Source organism: Flavobacterium marginilacus, assembly GCF_026870155.1.
GTDB lineage: Bacteria > Bacteroidota > Bacteroidia > Flavobacteriales > Flavobacteriaceae > Flavobacterium > Flavobacterium marginilacus.
Window position 1 is genome coordinate 3085358 of sequence record NZ_CP113975.1, and the last position, 23199, is coordinate 3108556.

General features: G+C 35.3%; 10 protein-coding genes. All 10 read right to left on the bottom strand.

The window, feature by feature from the left end:
* Position 1: 1 nt before the first annotated feature.
* Positions 2 to 856, bottom strand: a complete 855-nt coding sequence (locus tag OZP07_RS13150) for a glycoside hydrolase family 16 protein (protein ID WP_281635443.1) — start codon at positions 854 to 856, stop codon at positions 2 to 4.
* Positions 857 to 986: 130 nt separating this feature from the next.
* A complete protein-coding gene (locus OZP07_RS13155; RefSeq protein WP_281635444.1) occupies positions 987 to 4877 on the bottom strand; it encodes a glycosyl hydrolase in 3891 nt (1296 codons plus the stop codon).
* A gap of 407 nt (positions 4878 to 5284) precedes the next feature.
* Positions 5285 to 7267, bottom strand: a complete 1983-nt coding sequence (locus OZP07_RS13160; RefSeq protein ID WP_281635445.1) for a RagB/SusD family nutrient uptake outer membrane protein — start codon at positions 7265 to 7267, stop codon at positions 5285 to 5287.
* A gap of 11 nt (positions 7268 to 7278) precedes the next feature.
* Positions 7279 to 10554 carry a SusC/RagA family TonB-linked outer membrane protein gene (locus tag OZP07_RS13165; protein ID WP_281635446.1) on the bottom strand — a complete coding sequence of 1092 codons (3276 nt, stop codon included), beginning with the start codon at positions 10552 to 10554 and terminating at the stop codon, positions 7279 to 7281.
* A gap of 534 nt (positions 10555 to 11088) precedes the next feature.
* Positions 11089 to 12774, bottom strand: a complete 1686-nt coding sequence (locus OZP07_RS13170) for a S41 family peptidase (RefSeq protein ID WP_281635447.1) — start codon at positions 12772 to 12774, stop codon at positions 11089 to 11091.
* Between the two features lie 407 nt (positions 12775 to 13181).
* The gene (locus tag OZP07_RS13175; protein WP_194640257.1) at positions 13182 to 14405 is read right to left on the bottom strand and encodes a DUF4998 domain-containing protein; all 1224 of its coding nucleotides are present in this window, start codon (positions 14403 to 14405) and stop codon (positions 13182 to 13184) included.
* 115 nt (positions 14406 to 14520) lie between these two features.
* Entirely contained in the window at positions 14521 to 15720 is a 1200-nt protein-coding gene (locus OZP07_RS13180; protein WP_281635448.1) for a DUF5000 domain-containing lipoprotein, read from the bottom strand.
* Positions 15721 to 15739: 19 nt separating this feature from the next.
* Positions 15740 to 17710, bottom strand: a complete 1971-nt coding sequence (locus tag OZP07_RS13185; protein WP_281635449.1) for a RagB/SusD family nutrient uptake outer membrane protein — start codon at positions 17708 to 17710, stop codon at positions 15740 to 15742.
* 41 nt (positions 17711 to 17751) lie between these two features.
* Positions 17752 to 21015, bottom strand: coding sequence for a SusC/RagA family TonB-linked outer membrane protein (locus tag OZP07_RS13190; RefSeq protein ID WP_228520796.1), 3264 nt, complete (start codon positions 21013 to 21015; stop codon positions 17752 to 17754).
* A gap of 1020 nt (positions 21016 to 22035) precedes the next feature.
* Entirely contained in the window at positions 22036 to 23190 is a 1155-nt protein-coding gene (locus OZP07_RS13195; protein ID WP_281635450.1) for a glycoside hydrolase family 88/105 protein, read from the bottom strand.
* Positions 23191 to 23199: the final 9 nt, after the last annotated feature.

A 23199-nucleotide genomic window follows, 5' to 3' on the forward strand; every position in this document is an offset into this window, starting at 1 on the left:
TTTACTTATTTTTTTGATAAACCCTTATATAATCTATTATGTATTTTGACGGAAAATTTTCTGCCGTATACTGGCCGCCATTATCTCCGCCTACTGCCAGATTTACTAATAAATAATGAGGCTGCTGAAACGGAAGTATCTTTTGGGCAGCGTTTTGGACAGTTCCCTTCACATCGATCTCATTTAAAAGCTGATTATCAACATATAACTTAATCGATTGTGCATCCCAGTCCATTCTCCATATATGAAATTCATCAGCCCAGGAACTGTCTTTAAAATCACTCAGCGGAACCGTTTTACTGTCCCATGCCGTATCTTGCTTATCTGATTTCCATGCCGCATTGGCCAGTATTTTGCCCGTGTAGTATTCCATAATGTCAATCTCTCCGTTAGCAGGCCAGTTTCCTTCAATGCCAAGAGTCCAAAAGGCCGGCCACATTCCTTTTGATACCGGAATTTTGGCCCGCATTTCAAACCTTCCATATTTCCAGGAATGTTTTCCCTGCGTAATTAAACAGGAGGAAGTGATTTTTATAGAATCTTTTTTTTTGCGCCAGTCTTTGTGATTATACGAAACAAAATCGGGATTTTTTCTGCTTTCCTTTTTGGCTTCGATTATAAGAAATCCGGTTTGGCAATAGGCATTCTCTTTTTGATACCATTGATTTTCATTGTTTCTGACAAAACCCTCTTCATAGTTCCAATTCTTTTTATCCGGAGTTCCATCAATAGTAAATTCATCATTCCAAATCAAATGATACCCTTTATACTTTGGCAGTTTTTCCTTATCTGTTACAAAACCATAAATCAAAATCAGGACAATTCCCAATACCAAAAGCTTACCAGCAAATCTCATTTTAAACATATTTCAAATCAAAAATTAATTATGAGCAATCAAAAACTGCTCTATTAAAATGAGGGATCCCAAAAGATCCCTCATTATTACTAAATTAAAAACCCAATACTTTTTTTACATCAGCAATTCGTTATTTTTTAATAATTCGGAGTGTTTTATCTGGATGTGATTGAATCTTTACCAGATAAATTCCCGGAGGCTGATTTTCAATATTCAGCTGCACTTTACCGTTTGTATTTAAATGATTCGATGCTGAAATTAATTTACCATCCAAAGTAAAAATTGCAATTGAGACAACATCCTCATTCACTGGTAAAATAACATCAAATAGACCTGTCGTAGAGTTTGGAAACACGCAGATTTTATCAGCAGATTCTTCCGGCAATGTATTCACATCCAAAGAAACTGCAGTTTTAACAGCTGTTCCTCTTTGTGACTGTGACAATGTTTTAACCTGCAAAGCTGCAGAATACTGACTTTCTCCTCCTGCATTTTCTGATGCGATTTTATAGAAGTAATCTGTATTTGCTGCTAGATTTGTATCGCCAAAAATGGTGTCTTTTACATAAGCAGCTAACATTTCATAAGTACCATTTATTGTTGCTGCTCTTTTAATTTTATAAGATTCAGCTCCTGATACTGGCGACCATTTTAAATTAATTGCTGATGTCGAGATCGCCTCACCCTGAAAGCCAGCAGGAATTGCAGGAATAACCGGCTGATCATAAACCAATATGGCTGAGTATGCAGATTCAACATTATCTTTACCTATAACTTTAATTCTGTATTCGGCATGTGTACGAACCAGATCTATTTTTTCAAGAACACTATAGTTTGTTGATTCATAGAAAACTGAAAATGCACTTTCGCCGCTTAGTTTTCTTTCAAGAACATATTTATTAACTAAATCCTTATTAGTCCCTGTCCATTTTACTGTAATATTCTTATAATCAAATGAAAGGGTATAACTCAGCGTTTCTACTTTTGTTTTCCACACAGGAATGTATTCCTTAGCTGAATTATAAGCTTTTGCTGATGCATTTTTAGCATAATACTGTCCTGCCGGAGTTAAAACCGTATAATCAGCTGCTGTACTGGAAATTACTGGTGCTGTCTGAAGCCATACATAACTCTGCCAGTTTGGGTTTCTGGTTTTAAAAGCATCATTTATAGTAACATACATTGCTCTGGCATCCTGTACCCAATTGTAAATAGAATAGCGTTCTACATAATCAGCACTTTCTAAAACGGTTAATATAGCTGCTAAATCATTTTTGTGTTTAGCCGCATTGGCATCAGTAAGCGTATTAACATCATCCGGAAAATTATTAGCAGTCCAGTTAGCTCCAATATTCCATTCTGTAATCCAGATTGGTCGGTGGTACTTATCATATATGTACTGTAAATCACTTTTCCATTGTGCCGCAGTTTTATACCAGTAACAGTGAAGTGCAACATAATCAACCCTGTAATTATTGGCCTCTGCCTGAGTCATAAAATTAGCCATCCACGGATTAAAAGGATCTGATGTTGCTGGAGAACCCACTCTCAAACCAGATTTTAAAAGTCCTGGCCAAGAACTAATCGCTGCCTCCACTGTCATATTCGACTGATCAGGACGGTCTGGTTCATTGAAACCAAGGAAATGTGTATAACCATCTTTAGTATATGCAGGCGCAAATCCAGGCCAATACTGAGTTTGTCTAATCGGGACATATTCTACATTTGGCGTGGTATCCATTCCTGTATTCCAATTGTAATACCATGTAATATTTTCTGCATTTATAGCTTCTGTACTTCCCCCGGCTAGTCCTTTTTTGGTGACCTGGTGCCATTTCATAGTTCTGATAAATGAAATTGTTCCTTTTAAATTAACAGGTAAAACAGGAACTTCCAGATCTTCATTTTCAGCTATATAAACCCTGCTGTATCCTGATCCGTCTGCACTTGTGGCAAAAGTGGCCATATACCCTTTTTTTAATTTAAATGATTTGATGGCATTATCAAATGATCCTAAATTATCAAATGGAGTCACCGTAACATACTGCTGCGATGTTCCTGCATAATTTTCTTCGGTAAAAACCTGCAATGGCTGATAACTTGCAGTATAAGGCGAGACTGCCGTACCTGACCCGTAATTTGTAACATTTACATTGGTGCCATTGACTGCCGCAACACCGTTTATTGAAACATATTGTAACTGCGAACTGATTACGTCACTTGGTTTAATGTTTTCAAAATACAGACGGTTATCTGCCGAACTTAAGTTTACTGTCGAATTAATTAAAGGATTGTATCCGTTTTTAAGATATAAAGAAGCTGTGTCGCTTAACACAACATTTGATTTTGTATAAGCTGCAGCACTCGTATTGGCTGAAATATTTGCAGTCTGCAGTGAAGGACTAATAACTTTTACCGGTGCATAAGCTGTATTTTCAAAAGTCACAGAAGTAACTGCCATATCAACAGCACCAGCCGCATAATTTTTTCCAATAACAATATTGGCTGTCTGCTGGCTCTGAACTTTTAAATCACCTATTCCAAAAAGTGCTTTGGCCCCAGTTACGTTAATGTAATATGTTCCTGCAGCTGTTTGAGATTGAAATGACAAATCTCCTTTTCTTAATTTATTAACGGCTCCGGTTACAAAACTTTTTGATGCCAGAACTGTTCCTCCGCCATTTGTAGCTGTAGAAACGGATACAGTCATTTGAGATCCGGGACTTAAATTAGAAATATATTCATAAATCCATGAAAATTGATAGTCTTTTGAAGCTTCCAACTGCACCGGGAAAGAATAAACTGAATTTTCAAGTGCTGTGCTATCCCATCTGATATACAGTAATCTTCCGCTGTAAACGGAATTATCGGATTCAAAAGTATGCCCCGAAGTTACATCCATAAATCGTGTTCCGCTCGTACTGTTTGCTGTATTAAAAATCGTTGGAGAAGCAGCATTAGTCCATCCATAAGCAGCCGGCGTTCCTGCATTATCATTGAAATAACCGTCCCAGTTATTAATTAAATTTGAAGATTTCAATTTTAAATCGGCAATCGCCATAAGTGCGTAATCACCTGTAATTGTCAAATAATAAAGACCGTCAGCATTCGAAACAAAAGATAAATCTCCTTTTCTTAATTTATTGGCATTACCAGTTGTAAATGATTTCGAAGTCAAAACACCCGATCCATCAGCCCCTGACGATATTGCTACATTCAATTTAGCTCCCGGAGCAGCATTGGAAATATATTCATAAAGCCATGAAAATTCATATCTCAGGCCTTGTTCCAGTTTAACAGGATAACTATATACTGATGCTGAATAACTGGCATTGTCCCAGCGAATGTACATTATTCTTCCGCTGAAAACTGTATTATCGGATTCATAAGTATGTCCCGAAGTTACATCCAGATATCTAACACCACTGGTTGAATTAGCAGTATTCCAAGGCAGACCTGCAGCCGTATTAGCCCAGCCATAATCATTAGGTTTTCCAGAATTATTCCCTGTAACTCCAGCCCATCTTCCTAGTAAATTATCAGCACCGTATGCTACAGCGGCTCCCGAATTATCATTTAAAAAATTAAGCGCTTTAGAAGTTAAATAATGTCCATCCTGATAAATATTAGCAACTCCGTCTTTTATTGCATACCGATAAGTTTGTTCCTGAGCATTATCTACTGAAGTACTTAAATTATCAGTTAACGATAAAATTGTTGTATTATTAAAAGTTGTTTTATCTAAAGAGGTTCTAAATCCGAGTCCGCTGGTATTTTTAACCTCAACATCCAATCCTCTTCCGGCTGCCGAGTTAACTTTGGCTTTTACTTCTAAAGTAAATTCGGTTTGATTGGATAATGGAAAAGATATAATATCTGAACTCACAGCGTTTGTAAAAGTCTTAGAACCATTTAAAGTTGTTGCCAAACCTGCTTTAACAGGCAGATTAGGAGCTTGTGCATGTATATTGAATACAAAAACCGATAACCAGAATAATAAAAATGTGTATAGTTTTTTCATATGAAATATTCGTTTTAAAAATTATTGTAAAATTTTTGTTTAATTCTTTCATTAGTAACCAACAAAATTATTTGCTTAAGAAATTGTCTAACCTCTGATTTTAAATTCAAAACAGATAAAATTTCTTTCGCTTTTATTAACAGGTAAAATTGTATTGAAATTATTGTCATTATTTATATTGCTGAATCCGTAATTATTCTTTTGAATCTTACGGTCACAATATTTATTCATGCAGATTATATAATGACTGCCAGCATTATCCCTTACTTCCGGGAATAATGCTTTAACAGTCAATATTTAAAAATAAGTAGTAGAAAAGCTGGATATTTTAAATCCATAAAGATGTATCATCATCCGCAGTAAAAGAAAACAATTCAAATTACTGCAGATGACGATACTTTATTAAATTAAAGCTGCGATTCATTTGCAACAGCATCCTGCCATTTGTCCCAAACCTTAACGTTAGCATCGTAACCGTCATAACCGAAGTTCTGACTTAGTTTACCTTTAATATTAGCCGTTATAGCGCTGTTAGGAATAGGCCAGTAGTTATTGCGTTTGTCCATGGTATAAAATTTAGTACCATTTGGAACCACAATACCAGCTGGATATTTGTTATAAAGAGTATAATGTACAATACGCTGATACCAATAACTTCCTCCTGCTGCATCTACTCCAGACTGCTTATCCCAATTGGTTTTACTGTAAGTCTGGCCCCATTCATCTGGTTTTCCGCTGAGTGCAAGACAGTGCGAGATACGTTTTAACTCGACATTTCTCCATTCTTCAAGATAAAGTTCCCTTCCTCTTTCTGCACAAATATCTCCAATAGTTACATTAGTATACATTTGAGAAGCTCCTGCTCTCGCTCTGATAACATTTACATCCTGAGCTGCTCCAGCAGTATTACCCTGATAGAAACGTGCTTCGGCTCTTAACAGATAAGTTTCGGCTAAACGGTACAGATACCAATGTGCTTTACCTCCTGTGCTGGCACCTTGAAAATCAGTCGCATTTGGATTAGTTTCATTTACAACATCATGCAGATAAATTTTATACAAAGGAAAATCAAACCATTCACGCAAAGTGTCCTTCGATAACAGAACGTTATTAAATTTCATTCTAAAATTCTGCTGATAGTAAGCAGAAGTTTTATCACTATATTTAAGATCAGTCATATTTACCCAGTTACCAACAGTGCTGTTGTGTCTAAGATCCTGCTTATCCTCTACACCATTTACAACCCACATAGGATGCTGTGAATAATAAGACGCACTAATAGTAGCGATACCGCGTCCCAATGCTCTTGCATAATCATATTTAGCCTGATAATTTGCATTGTTAGAGGCAAAACGGCCTGCAGCCTGCTTACCATCAGGTGTGGTAAGTGTACCGGAATTCCAGTTAGGTCCAAAAATTCTCATCGAAGCAAATCCTAAAAATGACTGTACTCCGCCATTTGGCATTACCAATATTGCTTCTTTATTACCACCAATAATCTTGTTTTCAGGTCGGTGCAAATCCCAGATTACATTTCTGTTAATTGTCCATGTAGTTGGATTTCCTCCTGGATCAAAAGTTCCAAAAGTACTCTGCATTAAAGAATAACCTGATTGGTTGATAAGAATATTAGCCTGTGCTTCAGCTTCTGCAAATCTGCCTGATGCTAAATAACACTTAATCAATAACTGACGGCATGCACCTTTGTTTACTAAACCTAGATAAGGTAATTTTGACTGATCCGGTACCCATTCTACAGCTTTTTCCATATCTGCTGTAATCATTTCAATAATAGCTTCCTTTTTAGTAGAATAGTAACTCTGTTTTGGAACTTCCAGAATTTTTGTAATCAACGGAATATCTCCAAATTGATACACTAAATTAAGATAGCGGTATGCTCTGTGAAAATAAGCCTGACCAATATATTTATTTTTATCTTCTTGTGATAAATTTGGTACATAATCAATGTATCGCAATATAGTATTAGCATGTTTAATGCCGGTATAACCTTCATCCCAGTAAAACCCAAAATAAAAATCATCATTGGTATCCCTTTTAAAACTCATGGTGGGCACCATGGTATTGGCAAAATCAGAAATAGTACTGGTATTATCCGTTTTTCCATATTTTGCCATATCAGAGAAAACATATTCTGTACCAATAGGCACACTATTACCGGCACTGTTAAAATGGATGTAATTATTACGCAGCCCTTTATCAGCATTTGCTAAAACTGCTTTTAACCCAGCTTCTGTAGTGAATGTAGTTTCCGGTTCGTAAAGCGAAAGTGGATCCGGCTCCAGAAAATCCTTAGAACAAGAAACCAAAAGAGCAGTTGCTGCTACTAAAGGCACAAGTGTTGAGATTTTATTTTTTATATATCTTTTCATCGTTGTAATTATTAAAGTGAAACGTTAAAACCTAAATTAAACATTCGTGTTGCCAATCCTCCTGTTTCCGGGTCTCCATAGTATTTCCATTCGCTGAAAGCTGACCATGTTGCTGCATTCTGAACCGAAGCAAAAATTTTGAAGTTTCGAACATGCAGACGGTCTAAAAGATCTTTAGGAATCGAATAAGCCAGCGAAATATTGTCTAAACGAATAAAACTGCGGTCATATAATTTTTGCGTTCCTGCTCCTGCAGGTCCTCTGGCGTCAAGGCGTGCCCAGTCATTTGTTGGATTATCAATTGTCCAATATGGATTTACAAACGGGTTATAGTTGTTTGTATACAAACTGCCATCGTTGTAAGTATTCATATAACGGCCGTCAAGTGACTTGTGCCCCATGTAGGAATACATATTAATTGCCAAGTCCCAATTTTTATAAATCTTAAATTCATTACGAAGCGACCAGTTGATTGGTGGTGCTGTTTCACCTAAAAACTGTTTGTCTTTTTCGTTATAAACTGGTTTCCCATTCACATCATCGGCAGTGTAACTGTTTTCAACTTTTGGATCACCAGGACGCTGACTATATTTAGCAGCTTCTGCAGCTTCGTCTTTTTGCCAGATTCCAATCACTTTATAATCCCAGATTTGAGAGATTGGTCTGCCAATAAACCATCCGTTAGTTTTATCATCTAACTCTTTTTTTCCAATAACATTACCATTGGCATCCTTAATATCTTCCATATTACCGTAAAGTGCATTTATGGTATTTTTATTATATGAAAATGCAGCGGTAGTAGTCCATTCAAAGTTTGGCTTTTTCATATTCAAAGTAGTAAGGCTTATTTCAATCCCTCTGTTTTCAACCTCTCCAAGATTGGTTGCAATTGATGAAAAACCAGTAAACCCAGGTAAACGCTGACTCATAATCATATCATTGGTAATCATTCGGTAAACATCTATTGTACTCGTGATTCGGTCATTTAAGAATCCAAGGTCAAGACCAATATTTGTTGCTGTTGTTTTTTCCCATTGAAGATTTGGGTTTTTCATTCTGTCAAGTCCTAAATATTTCATGTCAACAATATTTCCTGAACCATCTATGTATCCCATTGTTGCTCCACTACCTGAATTTAAGTTTGCTAAAGCTAAATAAGGATCTGCCAATGATCGGTTTCCGTTTTTCCCCCATGACAAGCGCAATTTACCTGTACTCATAGGTTCCCATTTAAACCAGTTTTCTTTATTGAAGTTCCATCCTAATGCTACAGAAGGAAAAGTTGCATAAGGATAAGATGCTCCAAATGCGGAATATCCATCACGACGTATTGTCCCTGTCAGCATATAACGATTGTCATACGAATAGAAAAGTCTTCCCATTAAAGCATCGGCTGTCTGATGTATGTCAGTGGTAGAAAATGAACTGCTTATCATTGTTGCATTTTGAGTATTGTGAAATCCCAGCGCATCTGAAGGCTGAATATTACGGGCATAAGTAATATCTGACCAAGATTTAAGATCTTCAGCTTCCTGCACAAACGTTGCTATGATATGGTGTTTCTCAGCAAATGTATGATCCCACGCTAATGTATTATTCAGGTTCCAAGTAAACTTTTTACCATTACCTCTATCCACTCCTATATTTGCAGCGCTCCAGCCTTTGTGTCCTGATGATTGAAAATAACGATTATAAAAGAATTCATAGCGTGGCGCAACATTAAATGAATAAGTGATACCTGCAGGCAGAGTTACCTTTGTATTGAAAATGGTATTTAGAATAGTATACCCTTTTTCAAGCTCCATAAATTGTCGGTCATAGTAATAATTATACCCTCCGATAGCTGTTCCCATTGGCTGTCTGGCATAAGAACCGTCTGCCTCTGTAAAGTTAGAGAATGGACTGTTTCTTAACATATTGGCATCCCAGTAATTAGTACCTGTACCCACAGCTATATCTCCGTCTGTACGGTCTTGAAAATTAACATTTGCCCCAAATTCAAGCCAGTCAGTAATTTTAGCATCCACTTTCATATTTGAACGAACTGCTGCATAATCATTACCCTGAATAGCACCCTCAGCTGTTAGATATCCCAAAGACATATAATAATTTACTTTATCACCCGCTCCGGAAACACTTAAATTATTGTCATGATTTATTCCTGTTCTAAAAGTACTGTCATACCAGTCGTGTGTTTTTCCTGCTACAAAATTCTTTAAAAGTGTATCAGGAGCACCAGCAACATCAACAATACCCAAACGGAGTCCCCAAACTTCATTAAGACTCTTTCCTTGTGTCTGCCCAACCGGCTGATAAGCTAACCATTGCGCTTGAGTCAATCCATACTGATCTAGTTCGTTAGGATTTGTATAGTACCCCGGTTTACCCGCAGCCGTACCTCCTATCCATGCCTCATAATTTCCAGTAGCTGTATTTGTACCATAGGTCTTAGCGGTCTCCCAATCTTGACGATATTTTATATACCCCTCTGGAGAATACACATCACGATAAGCACTTTTGTTAACAATCGTAGTGTTTGTAGTAACATTAATGACAGGCTTACCATTCTTACCTTTTTTTGTTGAAATAACAATAACACCCGCCGCAGCTTTAGACCCGTATACAGCTGTTGCCGATGCGTCTTTTAAAATATCTACCTGGCCAATATCATCAGGATTGATTTCTGAAAGCTCACCATAAAACTGCATCCCGTCTAAAATAATAAGCGGTGAATTATGATTCGAACCATTTTCATTGTAAACAGAAGTCTGCCCGCGGATCTGCAAAGAGCCTCCTCCTTTTGCATCGGCAGAATAACCAACTTTCAATCCCGGAACACCTCTTAATATATCCTGAACCGTCTGTGGATTTTGGCTTGCCAGAGCTTCTGCTTTAACCTGAACAATTGAACCTGTTAAATCCTTTTTCTTCATTTTACCATAACCAACCACCACAACTTCATTTAATGAAGCTATTTCACTTAATAATCTCACTGTAATTGTAGTGCTGCCTCTTAATGCTACCTCCTTAGTTGTAAAACCCGTAAAGGAAACTATTAACACAGAATTCTCATCTGCTTTTAAAGTGAATTTTCCGTCAAAATCTGTTGTTGTAGCGACTTTAGTTCCTTTTACCTTAACAGTCGCTCCAGCTAACGGAATTCCTTTTTCATCATTAACCTGCCCATTTATACTTTTTTCCTGCTGTATACTTTGCAGCCCTTTTACACTCGTGTTACTAATAGCGTAGGCGTGAACTTGAGACAAAGAAACTAATGCACAAAACATGATAAGTTTCTTTTTTAAATTAAATCCAGATACGCAATCAGGACCTTTTTTAATCCTAATAAAATTTGTCATTTTTGGTTTCCATTTTTTGGTTAATTAATAATTTGTTAGTTTGCAGATTATAGCTTCATCAGATATAATTAAGTTATCTTAAAGGAATTTTAAGTCGTCTTTAAGATTAACACACCTAATATTAACATATAATTTACATTTACAAATGTACCGTATACACTTAATTTTAAGGGGGGTAATTTCAAGATTAAAAAAGGGGTAAATCAGTATTATTCTACACAAAAGAATATATTTTTATACCAATGATAAAAAAACAACAATAAAAATACACAATGCTTAAAAATTACGACCTAAAAACAAAATACCTATGACTGAGATATTGTCTTTTTTTGCAATAAAAAAATGGCTGTGCCTTAATAAATGCCCAGCCACTTTTAAAAATTATAAGTATAATCATAACATTTTATTAAAACTCATTTTCTGATACTAGAAATAAAATGTTTGCAATAAATTTAATTGTCGTTATTTTTTTGCAGATTTAATCAATTCAATCCCTTTAATCATATATTGATCCTGATTAAAATTCGATGTGTTTTCTTTAACCAAGTAATCTATTTTAAGACCTTTTCTTTGAGCACCGGTTCCGTCTGGATAAAATGCTCCAACACTAGTAAAATTGGTTTCTGTCCCGTCAGGCATTTTGAAAACAGCAACATTCATAACAGCACCCGAAGTGTTTTCGCCTGCAGTTATACAATTAGGAGAAGCCTGAATAGCCATCCCCATAAACTCCATCCAGCTTTGAGTGAAACCATTTACCAATAAAATGATTTTTTTATTATAATATTTTGAGTTTTTTCTGCCGCTTTTAAAAGGGTCAATAACAGAACTGATCAATGGCTCATCAAAGTTTGCCAGCGAAGGCCTGTTCACCATTGGAAAAAGAACTTTGATAAATTTTTTCCTGTCAGGATAAATGTACTTAGTGATATCATTTTCAGAAATGTTTTTAGGAATATTTCTTAAATCAATTATAATTCCATCAGTATTGGTAAACTCTTCGAAAGCAGCTTTTATTTCTTCTTTAGAAATAGTTTTTAAATTGATATAGCCTACATTATCGTCTATAAGCTGCCATTTTTTTTCTATACGAAAAAATGGAAGCGAAGAATTATCCTTAATATCAAAAGTCTTATAAAGATGGATATACTTACTTATAATAGAATCTTTTCTTCTTACTTTAACTTTAATACTGTCTTCTTTATTACAGACTATCCATGATGCAAATCTTTTCAGGAAAGAATCATTTGAGAAAGACAATATTGGAGCAATCTCTTCCTTTAGTATCGATTTAATTTTTTTATCCCTAACTTCAAAAATCAGGTCTCCTAATTTTAAATCATCTTTCTCTCCTAATTTTTTATTATAAATTTTACTAATAACTAAAGTATCATTAACGAGCACTACATTAAATGGAGGTATGCGTTTACATATGGAATCATTTATAAGCCGAGATTTAAATTCAGCATGTGAATCATTCAGGTGAGCAATTAATTTAGTTTTTGCCAGTTCATACTCAAGCTGGGTGCGGGTATTTGAGAAATTTTCAACAAAAGAATCTAACTGGCTAAACCAGTTTTTATCCATCAGATATTTATTTACATAATGATATTGGACAGCATTCCAAAAGCTGAACAGCTCTAACAGCCTGTGGCTTTTTATTTTATAATCAAATGATTTAAATCCTTTCTCATTTTCGAATGTGGGAATTCTGGAAAGTGAATTATTAGAAACATAGTAATCACTAATAACGATATTATCTTTTAATTGCTTTAAATAAGTATATAATTTATCGTTACCCGAATACTTTTCTATCCATTCATAATCCTGATTTTTTTTGAATACATCATCGGTATCATTAGCGTTTTTTATTTTACCGGCTTTAATTGACGAAATAAAATCCTGTAAAAACATATCAAGATTTTTTTGAGTGTCAACGCTGTTAAGTTTTTCAACATTTTCAACAAATACTTCGTCCCAATTGAATTTTCCTTTACTTATTTCAGAATGATGGTATTTCATTAATCCCCATACCAAACCAAATTGCTTGTACTTTTCAGTATCTGTAACCGTTTGTTTTTCCTGAGAAAAAATCTGGCTGCTAAAACAAAGGCAGATAGTAATTACAACAATAAATTTTATCTTCACTTTTTTCAACTATTTAATTATTAATAATTTTCTGATAATCAATTTTAAACCTAAAAAAACCACAAAGTTTTGTATCCTTCGTGGTTTTAAAGATTCATTGTAAGTATTTTTATATAAGTCTAAATACTCTTATTTCACCACGGCATTCGCATTTAAAAAAAGATAAACACGAATTTCACCAATTAACTCTAATTCTTATCAAAATTGAAATCAAATTTTACAACTTTTTACAGTTTCGAATATTTTGTGTAATTAAACAGCAATCTTAATTCGTGCAGATTAGTGTAATTCGTGTCAGAAACTTTTATAAGCGAATGCCGTGAAAGTATTGCTTTTTTTGCCATACTTTAAAAAAAAAGATCCTAAAAAAAGCAGTACAGCAACTGGGTCATTGTACTGCATTACTTTTACTGTTTAACAAGTTTAAAATAATTTATTTTTAAATGCCTGCCTGTAGATGATGTCATTGCAGAAGAACTGCTAACAACTCCCACTGAAACCTGGGTATCTGCCGCTAATGTAAAACTTAACGTTCTTATAAGCGGCGTTACGTTTTTGACTCTTTCCCACTTCAAAGTATTTGCAGATGCTTCAACAGCAGTAACATCAGGCAGCGTATTTCCTTTAGCTATTAAAAAATAGCCCTGATCATTTGCATCAGCGGCATAGCTTGTAGCATTAATACTTATACTGTAAATATAAGTTCCTGCGGGCAGCGTCATTGTTTGATAAACCTTACCGTTAGTAATTGCAGGCTGTCCCCAGCCACTCTCTAAACTAAAATACAATGCATCCAATCCTCCATATGTTACACCTGATACGGTATGGCTTTTTGCAGAGGCACTAACCACCCATTCAGCAGGCACTCCCCATCTTGCATTATCGTAAGCCAGTCTTGTAAATGGATAATAATTATTATTCAAATACTGGATCTCATTTCCTGTAACAGTTGTAGTAACCGATTCAAAAGTATCTATACTGGCAGCATTTGGCCTGAACAATGTTTTATATGTAAATGACGATCCCATTTTAAAGTCATTTATGTTTAAACTTGACTGTGCTATAGGAAGCTGTACTTTAGTAGCTGCATCACTAGTATTTGTATAAGTTAGTTCAACTGCATAAGCACCTGAAGACAAATCCATTGAAGCAAAATTTATCGTAGTTAATTTTGGAGAAAAATACTTACTTGCTATAGGCCTGTTATACAAAGACGTTATATAGCGATCTCCATAAACCGTTCCTATCTTATAAACTGGAATTGATGTATTTCCTAATTTATCAAAAGTACGCACTTCAAAGTTATGCACATTTTCTACTAAACCATTAATAATGACATCCAGCACATCAATTCCTTGTGTTCTGGTAACTGGAACCACAACAGAATCTTTTCTATTATCCCAGTATATTCTGCATTCGGTTATTTTTGGGTCTGAAATAAAAAGTCCTTTAACCTGAACTCTGTTTTTTCCTGAGTACACATGCAGAGAATCTATTTTTCCAGTATATGATATTTCACCATCCTTAATGAAATCTTTATAACCATCGTCCATGGAAGTACAAGAGCTGATTGTTACCGCCGCAAGCAGAAAAGCAAATGCATGTACAAAATATTTTTTTATTGTATTCATATGTTGCTATTTATTGTTTTTATCGGTCATATGTAATTCGCATATCATCATTGGTGCTGCGACCAATTTGCATTCATGCTCATTTCATAATACTTTTTTATATTGTTAGACATTACTAATTAGGATTACCATACACCTGGATTTCTGCAATTGCCATAGTTCCAATTCCTGCCCAATTTTTAAGTGATTTAATTCTCAAATAACGAACCTTTGGAGCTGCCACATCAAAGTCCCAGCTAAAACCTGCAAACGCTGTTTGATAATCTTCATCAGATTGCTGACCGTAAGGAAGACCTGAAGGTTTAGTTGCATTATAAGTTCCCAATTTAACCCAGCTCGCATCTAGGCTTCCGTCAGGATTAGGACTTGCGGAACCATAGATTTCAAACTCTTTTAGATTTCCTATGTAATAGTAAGATCTTCCCAAATAATATTCTGGATAATCCCAAATAACTATTCGGCTCATTTTGGCCAAAACACCTGTATCAATTGTTACAATATGCTGTCCCACCACAGAACCGTCTGTCAAGAAAACCTTTGGCCAGTTTAGTAATTCTCCATCCCACATTCCCGCAGGAACTGCTGTAGCATGTGTTTTAGTATCACCCGTCAGCGGAAAATGCTTGTATCCAGATTTTGGAATAACCAGCTCCAAAAGCGGTGTGATAGTCGTGAATAAAGTATCAGTAGTATTCTGCCATCTGTCTCTTACAGTAATTGCATAATTATGTTCAGCTACAGTAAATCCTCTAATTGTTCTAGAAACTAAATCAGTTGAGGTGTAAATACTCTTTGGATTAACAACCCAATCTCCAAGATTGTTTTTTTCCATAACTAAAATAGAGATATCCTGACGATCCAAATTAGATGCATTCACACGAATGCCTCCAAAAGCAGGCTTAACATCAAGACTTTTAAAAACATCCCAAATAGAGGATTTTAAAGGATGGATTTTTACAATAACCGGACTAGATACTGTTTCGCTTCTATTCACAGCATATAGTTTAATATCATATTCAGCATCATTCGCAAATCCTTCTACCTCAAGAGAATTCTTGTAATAAGATGATTTCACGACCATTTCTTTGCCATTGGCAAGAGTGTACTCTGCTTTTACATATAATAAATCCTGATCTGTAGGCAATGTATAAGTGATTTTTGACTTACCTGGTAAATTCTCTACCTTCACATTTTGAACCTGACCTGGAGGAGTTAAATTATTCTCCAGCGGATCCAGACTATTTTTATCACAACTAATAACTAACAAAGCTATTGCGATTGTAAAAATACTTTTAAACATTATTTTCCATTTCATATCTAATTTTTTTAAAAAATTACCATCCTAAATTTTGAACTAAATTTGGATTTTGAATCATTGCACTCTCAGGTATTGGCCAAAAATAATCTCTAGGCGCTACAAATGTCTGCTGGTATACGGTTCTTACCTGATAGTAGGACAAAGCATCTACACCTTTAACATTCCAACCCGTAATTGGCACATTCAAATCCTCGGCTGCTTTTTTCCATCTGCGCAAATCCCAAAAACGCTGTCCTTCAAAAGCCAATTCAATTCCTCGCTCTTGGTGAATAATATCACGAAGTCCCAATTGAGTACTTGGTTTAGATGGATTTGTAGAATAATCTGCCCAAGATTGAACCACTCCTGCTAATCCTGCTCTCGTTCTAATACGATCTAAATACATGTAAACAGCCGCAGATGGTCCATTGACTTCGTTTAAGGCTTCGGCATACATTAAATACAATTCGGCCAAACGTATTTCCGGCCACGCATAGTCTTTATAGGATGAACCGCCCGTTGTGTAAGTAACCTGATTCCAGTCAACCAATTTTTTTATAAAATATCCTGTTTCATTTGTATGAAATGAATGGGTTGCACCAGCTGGATCTCCAAACTTACCTTTTAACCCCCAAACTGTTCCATCATCAGTTTTAGAAGGACTATCGTACTTGTACCAAACTCCGCCGTCAAAACATAAGTCAGCATAAAAACGAGGCTCTCTATCAAAATTGATTCTTGCCGTCTGAAACCCTTCTTTAATATTAAACCGTTCTGCATTTGTAGCAGTTCGCATTGCTTTTTCATCAGTAAAATCAAGTGTTTTATCCTCATTAATAGGCACTCCATTTTTAGAATAAAACATTTTTGCTATTTTTAGCGGTGGTGATAGAATTTTTCTAGCATCATTATGATTATGATTCACATCTAATGGAGCCATGCACAACTGCTGTAATTCAGCGGTTTTACTGTTAGGATTGGCCCAAATAATTTCAGAATTCCATCTTTCACATACAGCCTGGCGAATACTCATCTGGGTCATCGTTCCAGCAGTAAGTACAAATGGAGATTGAGGAAAAACATATAATTTTTTTGCATTTGCTTCAGCAGACTCAATCGCTGCCAATGCTGCATCAGAAGCTAATTTCCACTTATTAGCATCATATGCAGGATTAAACAATTTTGTCCCGTCTTTGTTAACCAAACCTGCAAAATCAGAATTTCCGTTAAACAAAGGACTTGCAGCCATCAGTAAAACTTTTGCTTTTACACTTAAAGCAATAGTTTTTGTAATTCTTCCTGCTTCGGTAGTCGGAATAATTTCATTATCGTTTGGCAATTTTTCGACAGCGGTATCCAATAGGTCTACAATAAACTTTACGCAGGTATCTACGGGCTGTCTTCTTACATTTATCTCATCCTCTGGCGCATCAATAGGAATATTTTTATCAGCCAACGGAATTGGCCCGTACATTCTTAGCAGATAAAAATGAAAATAAGCCTTTAAAAACTCAACCTCGCCTATCCAGCGCTGTCTTTCGGCATTAGTAATATCAGGTACTTTCGTAAGATCCTTAAGATTTTCTAAGAAAATATTACAATGACGTATTCCTATAAATATTTTATATCGGTCGCTGGGACCGCCGCCTGTATAATTTCCATCCCATACATTTACAAATGGATTTGAAATTCGCTGATTCCCTCTTGCTATTTCAAAGGCATCACTTGTAATCGAAGTTTTATACGGAATCCATATTTCATCTCCCGCAAGAAATCCTATATTGTGATACACGCTTCCGTCTTTAGGAAGATAAGAATAACAGGTGAATAAATATTTCTCGGCTTCGTTTTTCAATTTAAACGCATTATCAATAGTAGCAACATTATCCGGAACTACATCCAGAAAATCTTTCGAGCAAGACTCCATGACCAATAACGCCATAAAGGAAGCTGTTATCGGCAAAATAGACTTTCTTAATCTGCTTGTTATTTTATTATTATATTTCATAATTATTCTTTTTTGTTAAAGCTAAATTTTACGATACTACCTTATAAATCAAGTAATATTCCAAAATTATATGTTGCCTGAATTGGATATCCTAAACCATTTCCGCCCATTTCTGGATCCCACAATTTAAATTCGCTAAACACAAAAGGATTCGTTGTGTTAGCATACAGTCTCAAACCTGCGATATGCATCTTTTTGGCATGCTTTTCAGGTAAATTATATCCCAATTCGATACTTTTAAGGCGCAAAAAAGCACCGTTTCTCATCCACCATGTTGATGATTGATTATTGTTTTCAATAAAATTATCACTTAACCTTGGCCAGAAGGCATATAAATTTCTATTGTCCTCAGACCAGTGATCTTCGGCAACAACTTTTAACAATCCGTTTTGTGCACCGCCATTGGTGACAAAAGGAGAAATATTTTTAGGATTAATGAAAATAGAAGAACGGGCAGAACCTTGGAAAAACACACTAAAATCAAAATCTCTATACCCCAGTGTACCTCCAAAACCGTAAATAATTTCAGGAGTAGTAGGGTATCCAATAGGCACTTGATCTAAAGAGGTAATTACTCCATCACCGTTTACATCTCTATATTTGATATCTCCGCCTCCATAAGTTCCAAATTGTTTTGGAGAGTTAGCCGCTTCTTGATCATCAACAAATAATCTTTCAGCTATATATCCATAATTTTGAGTAATTGAATTTCCTTTTTTATATAAATATTCCAGCTCTTCCGGATAGTAATTCTCATCATATTTCAATATTTTACTGGTTGAATATGTACAGTTTCCCCTCAAATTTGTAAACCAATAATTTCCAAATTTTTTATTGTAGGCAATAGACATATCCAGACCTTTGCTTTCTGCCTTACCAAAATTCGTTGAAGGGATTACTGAAAGTCCCAAAGTAGAACCAATATTAGAACGCGCCTGCAGAATATTGCTTCTGGTTTGCTTAAAAGCATCTACAACAATATTAACCGAATTAAACACTCTTAAATCCACACCAAAATTGATTTGCTCGGAACGTTCCCAGCTAATTTTTTCATTGGCATATCTTGAGATAGAAGCTCCGGGACGGTAGTAACCATTTAATTCCCCAAAGCTTGATCCGTAATTAACATCATTCAGATTAACATTGGATAAATAGAAAAATCGGTCTGTAGAACTTCCAATCTGGTCATTACCAACCCATCCAAAACTAGCCCTTAATTTCAAAGAATTTACCACATCGCGTAAGGGTTCAAAAAACTTTTCATTGGATATTAAATATCCCACAGCGAAAGAAGGAAAGAATCCAAACCTATTATTTTCAGCAAATCTTTCAGAACCATTATAACCAAAATTTATTTCGGTTAAATATCTATTATCGTAAGCATAGGTAAAACGGCCTGAAAGCCCCAAGTTTCTGCTTGGCAGTGAAGCCTGAAGATTTCCGGCATTACCAGACTGATTAGACTGCAGAATACCAATCAGCATTCCTGAAACATCATGTTTTTTGTCAAAAACTGCATTATAATTAATTGCTGTCTCTAAATACAGGTTCGAGTTCACTTTTTTGTCACCCTCACTATAGTTTAAATATTCTGTACCCGGAATTCCAATAGAACCCTCGCCACCGCTATTCAGTAAACCCAAGCTAATTTCCTGAGTATCCGGATTAATTGTTGCGCTGTAATAAAAAGGATTATATTGTCTTGACACTCTGTAGTAAGAATAGCTTTTTACATATCCCATTGCTCTCGCTTTTAAACCAGGAATAACATCTTTAAGATCTTGTTTTAATTCCACCTGAGTCTGAACTGTCGAAGCCTTGTACTCTTCATATCCTTTGACCATCTCGGCATAAGGATTCGTTAACAGAGTAGTACTTCCATTCCCTGTTACAGCTCCTCCAAATAATGGGTGTTCAATATAAGGAAGTAATTCTCTTGGATAGGCCGCAGGAAAAGCTACCGGATTAGACCAAACTGCTTTATTAAAAATATTTCCTCCTCCAGAAACCCAATTCCCATTAGCATCATTCCCTCCTAACGGTCCGGTATAATCATCAAACTGTCCATACAATCTAACAATAGCTTCGGTTGTAGGTGTCAGCTTCATATTGACATTAGACCTAAAGGAATAATTTCTTAATTTAATATTGCTGTTAAAATTATTCAGATTGTCCACGCGCAATACTCCATTATCAATATTATAAGTACTTGCAACATAATATTGAGCTTTCTCACTGCCTCCGCTGGCACTAATATTATACCCTTGATTGAAAGTGTAATCTTTTATCAGCTGATCAATCCAATTATTATTTGGATACATATATGGATTAGAACCTGGCTGTCCCGTTCTATCAATTTTTGTCTGCGAATAAGGCAGAACACCTATTGAATTTCTTGTCAGGACAGCTTCATTAGCCAATTTCATATACGTAATATTGTCGGCAAAATTAAAATTCTGAGTATTGGTTGAGACCTTGCCCTCCATTCTGAATTTCACTTTAAGCTTTCCGTCCTTACCAGATTTTGTAGTAATCAGCACTACCCCATTAGCCCCTCGTGCACCATAAATAGAGGCTGCAGAAGCATCTTTCAAAACCGAAAAAGACTCTATATCATCCGGCTGCAAACGTGCCATATCTGTAGAACTTGATTCAATCCCATCAATTAAAATTAGAGGATTCACTTTTCCTGCTCCAAAGGAACCTAATCCACGAACAAAAAAATCAGAATTATCGGAGCCTGGCTCCCCGCTTCGCTGATACGCAATCATCCCTGATACTCTTCCCGCCATCATGGTTGTTAAATTGCTTGAAGGACCTTTAATTTCCCCCACAGGAATTGATGTAATAGCACTCACCATACTGGTTTTTTTCTGAGTCCCATAACCAACAACAACCACTTCTTTTAATCCTTCTGAAGTTGGTTTTAATTTTATTTCAAAAACTGATTTGTTTTGAATCAAGACTTCCTGGGTTTCGTACCCCATAAAAGAAATCACTAATACTTTGTCATTCTCATCGATATTCAAAGTAAATTTTCCGTCTAAATCTGTCAATACAGAATTTGTAGTTCCCTTTACCAAAACACTTGCGAGAGGAAGCGGTAATCCAGCCTCATCTATTACCTGCCCTGTAACAGTCTTTTGTTTTTGATATATTCTTTCTTTCGTTACACTCGTAACGTTCGATTCATGTGCTTGAATTTGTGACAGCGAAACCAAAATTAACATTATGGTAATTTTCATTTTTATATCAAATTCTAAAACACTATGAGTCCTTTTCTTTAATTTAATAAAGTTTTTCATGTGGTTTTTTTTGGTTAATTAATAGTTCTCATCTACTGCAATAGTATTTGTAGATGTTTTTTTGAGAGTTAGTGTTCTATTTCATATGCTCATAATTAAAATTGGAGTTAATAAAAAGTTTAGTTTGTGAAATAGACACCAAACACATTCATATTCAATGCTTTTGAAAACAACAGAAATAAGTGTTTTTAACACACTTGCAAAAAAAGACGTAGAATTTCTAACTATTTATCTCTTGCTTAATAAATCAATTTAAAAGAGACAGTATAGTTTTAAAAAAAAATCAAACGTTTTCGCTGCTTAAATATGAAGTATTAACATAAATTTCACATTACAAATCTAACGTAAGCACTATAGGTGAAAGGGGGTATTTTTAATATAAAAAGAGGGGCAAACAGCACATTATCAACCAAAAGATGCGATTATTTACATTATCAAAAAAAATAATGCCAAAAAATTATACAAACAAAAATTTTATCAGCAGATAAATACTAAAAAAAATAGTTAAAAAAAGGAGTTAAACAGATATTAGTCTTTTAAACTTATTCGAAACATTAAATATAAGTTAATAAAAAAGCGGCTGTACTTTAACTATGGACTCACGGCATTCGCATTTAAAAAAAGATAAACACGAATTTTACCAATTAACACTAATTCTTATCAAAATTGAAATCAACTTTTACAACTTTTACAGTTTCGAATATTTTGTGTAATTAAACAGCAATCTTAATTCGTGCAGATTAGTGTAATTCGTGTCAGAAACTTTTAAAAGCGAATGCCGTGCTGTGGACTAAAAGTCCATAGATTTGGATAGGCAGACTGAAATCTGGAAGGTTGGATTTCGAAAATTGATAAAATTTTGCCACAGATTCACAGATAAAAAATGATTTTAAAATCTGAGAATCTGTGGCAAAAACTTTTTTTGAAGTTAAAGCGAGGTGCACTGAAAGTGCATAGTTTTAAACTCTATTTGAGACCAATAAAACACAGCCGCTTGAGGCCTACTATAAATTAATCACGTCATTTCACAAAACGGCTCATTTCTGATGCTGCCAATAAAAATGCACCAACACCAAAATCAGCAGTTGAGTTTTTATCAACTACCTGTCCGGGAATTGCTTTTTCTCCAATTGGCTGAATATATCCAACTGTACCATCTGCCTGAAGTGCAAAATTCGTTAAGTAATTCCATGATTTTTCTACTACCGGCAGATATGTTTTTTTATCTAATATACCATTATTGATTCCCCATAAAAAACCATAGGTAAAAAATGCCGTTCCGCTGGTTTCCGGCCCGGGAGCATGTTCTGGGTCTAAGATACTTCTAGTCCAATAACCTTCTTTTTGCTGAGCATCTGCCAATGCTTTTGCCATGTCTTTGAAACGGCTGATATATTCTTGTCTGTGTTTAGCATCCTTTGGTAAATCCTGAATAATTTTAGCATAACCGGCAAAAATCCATCCGTCTCCCCTAGCCCAAAAATCTTTTTTGCCATTGGCGCTTTTGTGTTTTGGATATACGTATTTTGCATCACGAAAATATAATTTTGCCTCATCATCGTACATAATACTATTGGCATGCGCTAAATAAACATGCAGTTTTTCTAAATACATTTCATTGCCGGTTACTTTGTACAATTTGGTCATTACCGGCATTACCATATACAAACCGTCTACCCACCACCAGTAATCATTAGCCTCAGTACTCATTTCATACTCCATAACTTCACGGGCACGGGCAATTTTTTGAGAATCATTCTTTCCTGTAAAATTGTACAAATCAATATAAGTCTGAAAACAGATCTGCCAATCGCCAAACAAGACATGCTTATCATTTTCCCCATAGTTGTACTTCCATTCTGATTTGTTATTCGATTTGGCTCCCATCCACTGATTTTTTTCGGCCCAAGACATCGAATAATCCAGGTATTTTTTATTTTGGGTTACTTTATACGCTTCCATATTTCCAGTATGATAAACCGCAACATTCCAGAAAGCATTTCCCTGTTCAGAATGTGTATCCTGCCAGCGGTTATTTACTTTATCAATAATAGCAATTACTTCTTTTTTTGATTGTTTTATTGCAGTTCCCTGCTTTACTGCACCGCTTTTACAGCTAATGGCTGATAAAGAAACAACAGCTATTAGTATAAAAAATGAGTTTTTAAAATTCATAATTATTTT

Coding starts and splice junctions, on each gene's coding strand:
- OZP07_RS13150 (WP_281635443.1), bottom strand. CDS start 856: ATGAGATTTGCTGGTAAGCTTTTGGTATTGGGAATTGTCCTGATTTTG.
- OZP07_RS13155 (WP_281635444.1), bottom strand. CDS start 4,877: ATGAAAAAACTATACACATTTTTATTATTCTGGTTATCGGTTTTTGTA.
- OZP07_RS13160 (WP_281635445.1), bottom strand. CDS start 7,267: ATGAAAAGATATATAAAAAATAAAATCTCAACACTTGTGCCTTTAGTA.
- OZP07_RS13165 (WP_281635446.1), bottom strand. CDS start 10,554: ATGTTTTGTGCATTAGTTTCTTTGTCTCAAGTTCACGCCTACGCTATT.
- OZP07_RS13175 (WP_194640257.1), bottom strand. CDS start 14,405: ATGAATACAATAAAAAAATATTTTGTACATGCATTTGCTTTTCTGCTT.
- OZP07_RS13180 (WP_281635448.1), bottom strand. CDS start 15,720: ATGAAATGGAAAATAATGTTTAAAAGTATTTTTACAATCGCAATAGCT.
- OZP07_RS13185 (WP_281635449.1), bottom strand. CDS start 17,710: ATGAAATATAATAATAAAATAACAAGCAGATTAAGAAAGTCTATTTTG.
- OZP07_RS13190 (WP_228520796.1), bottom strand. CDS start 21,015: ATGAAAAACTTTATTAAATTAAAGAAAAGGACTCATAGTGTTTTAGAA.
- OZP07_RS13195 (WP_281635450.1), bottom strand. CDS start 23,190: ATGAATTTTAAAAACTCATTTTTTATACTAATAGCTGTTGTTTCTTTA.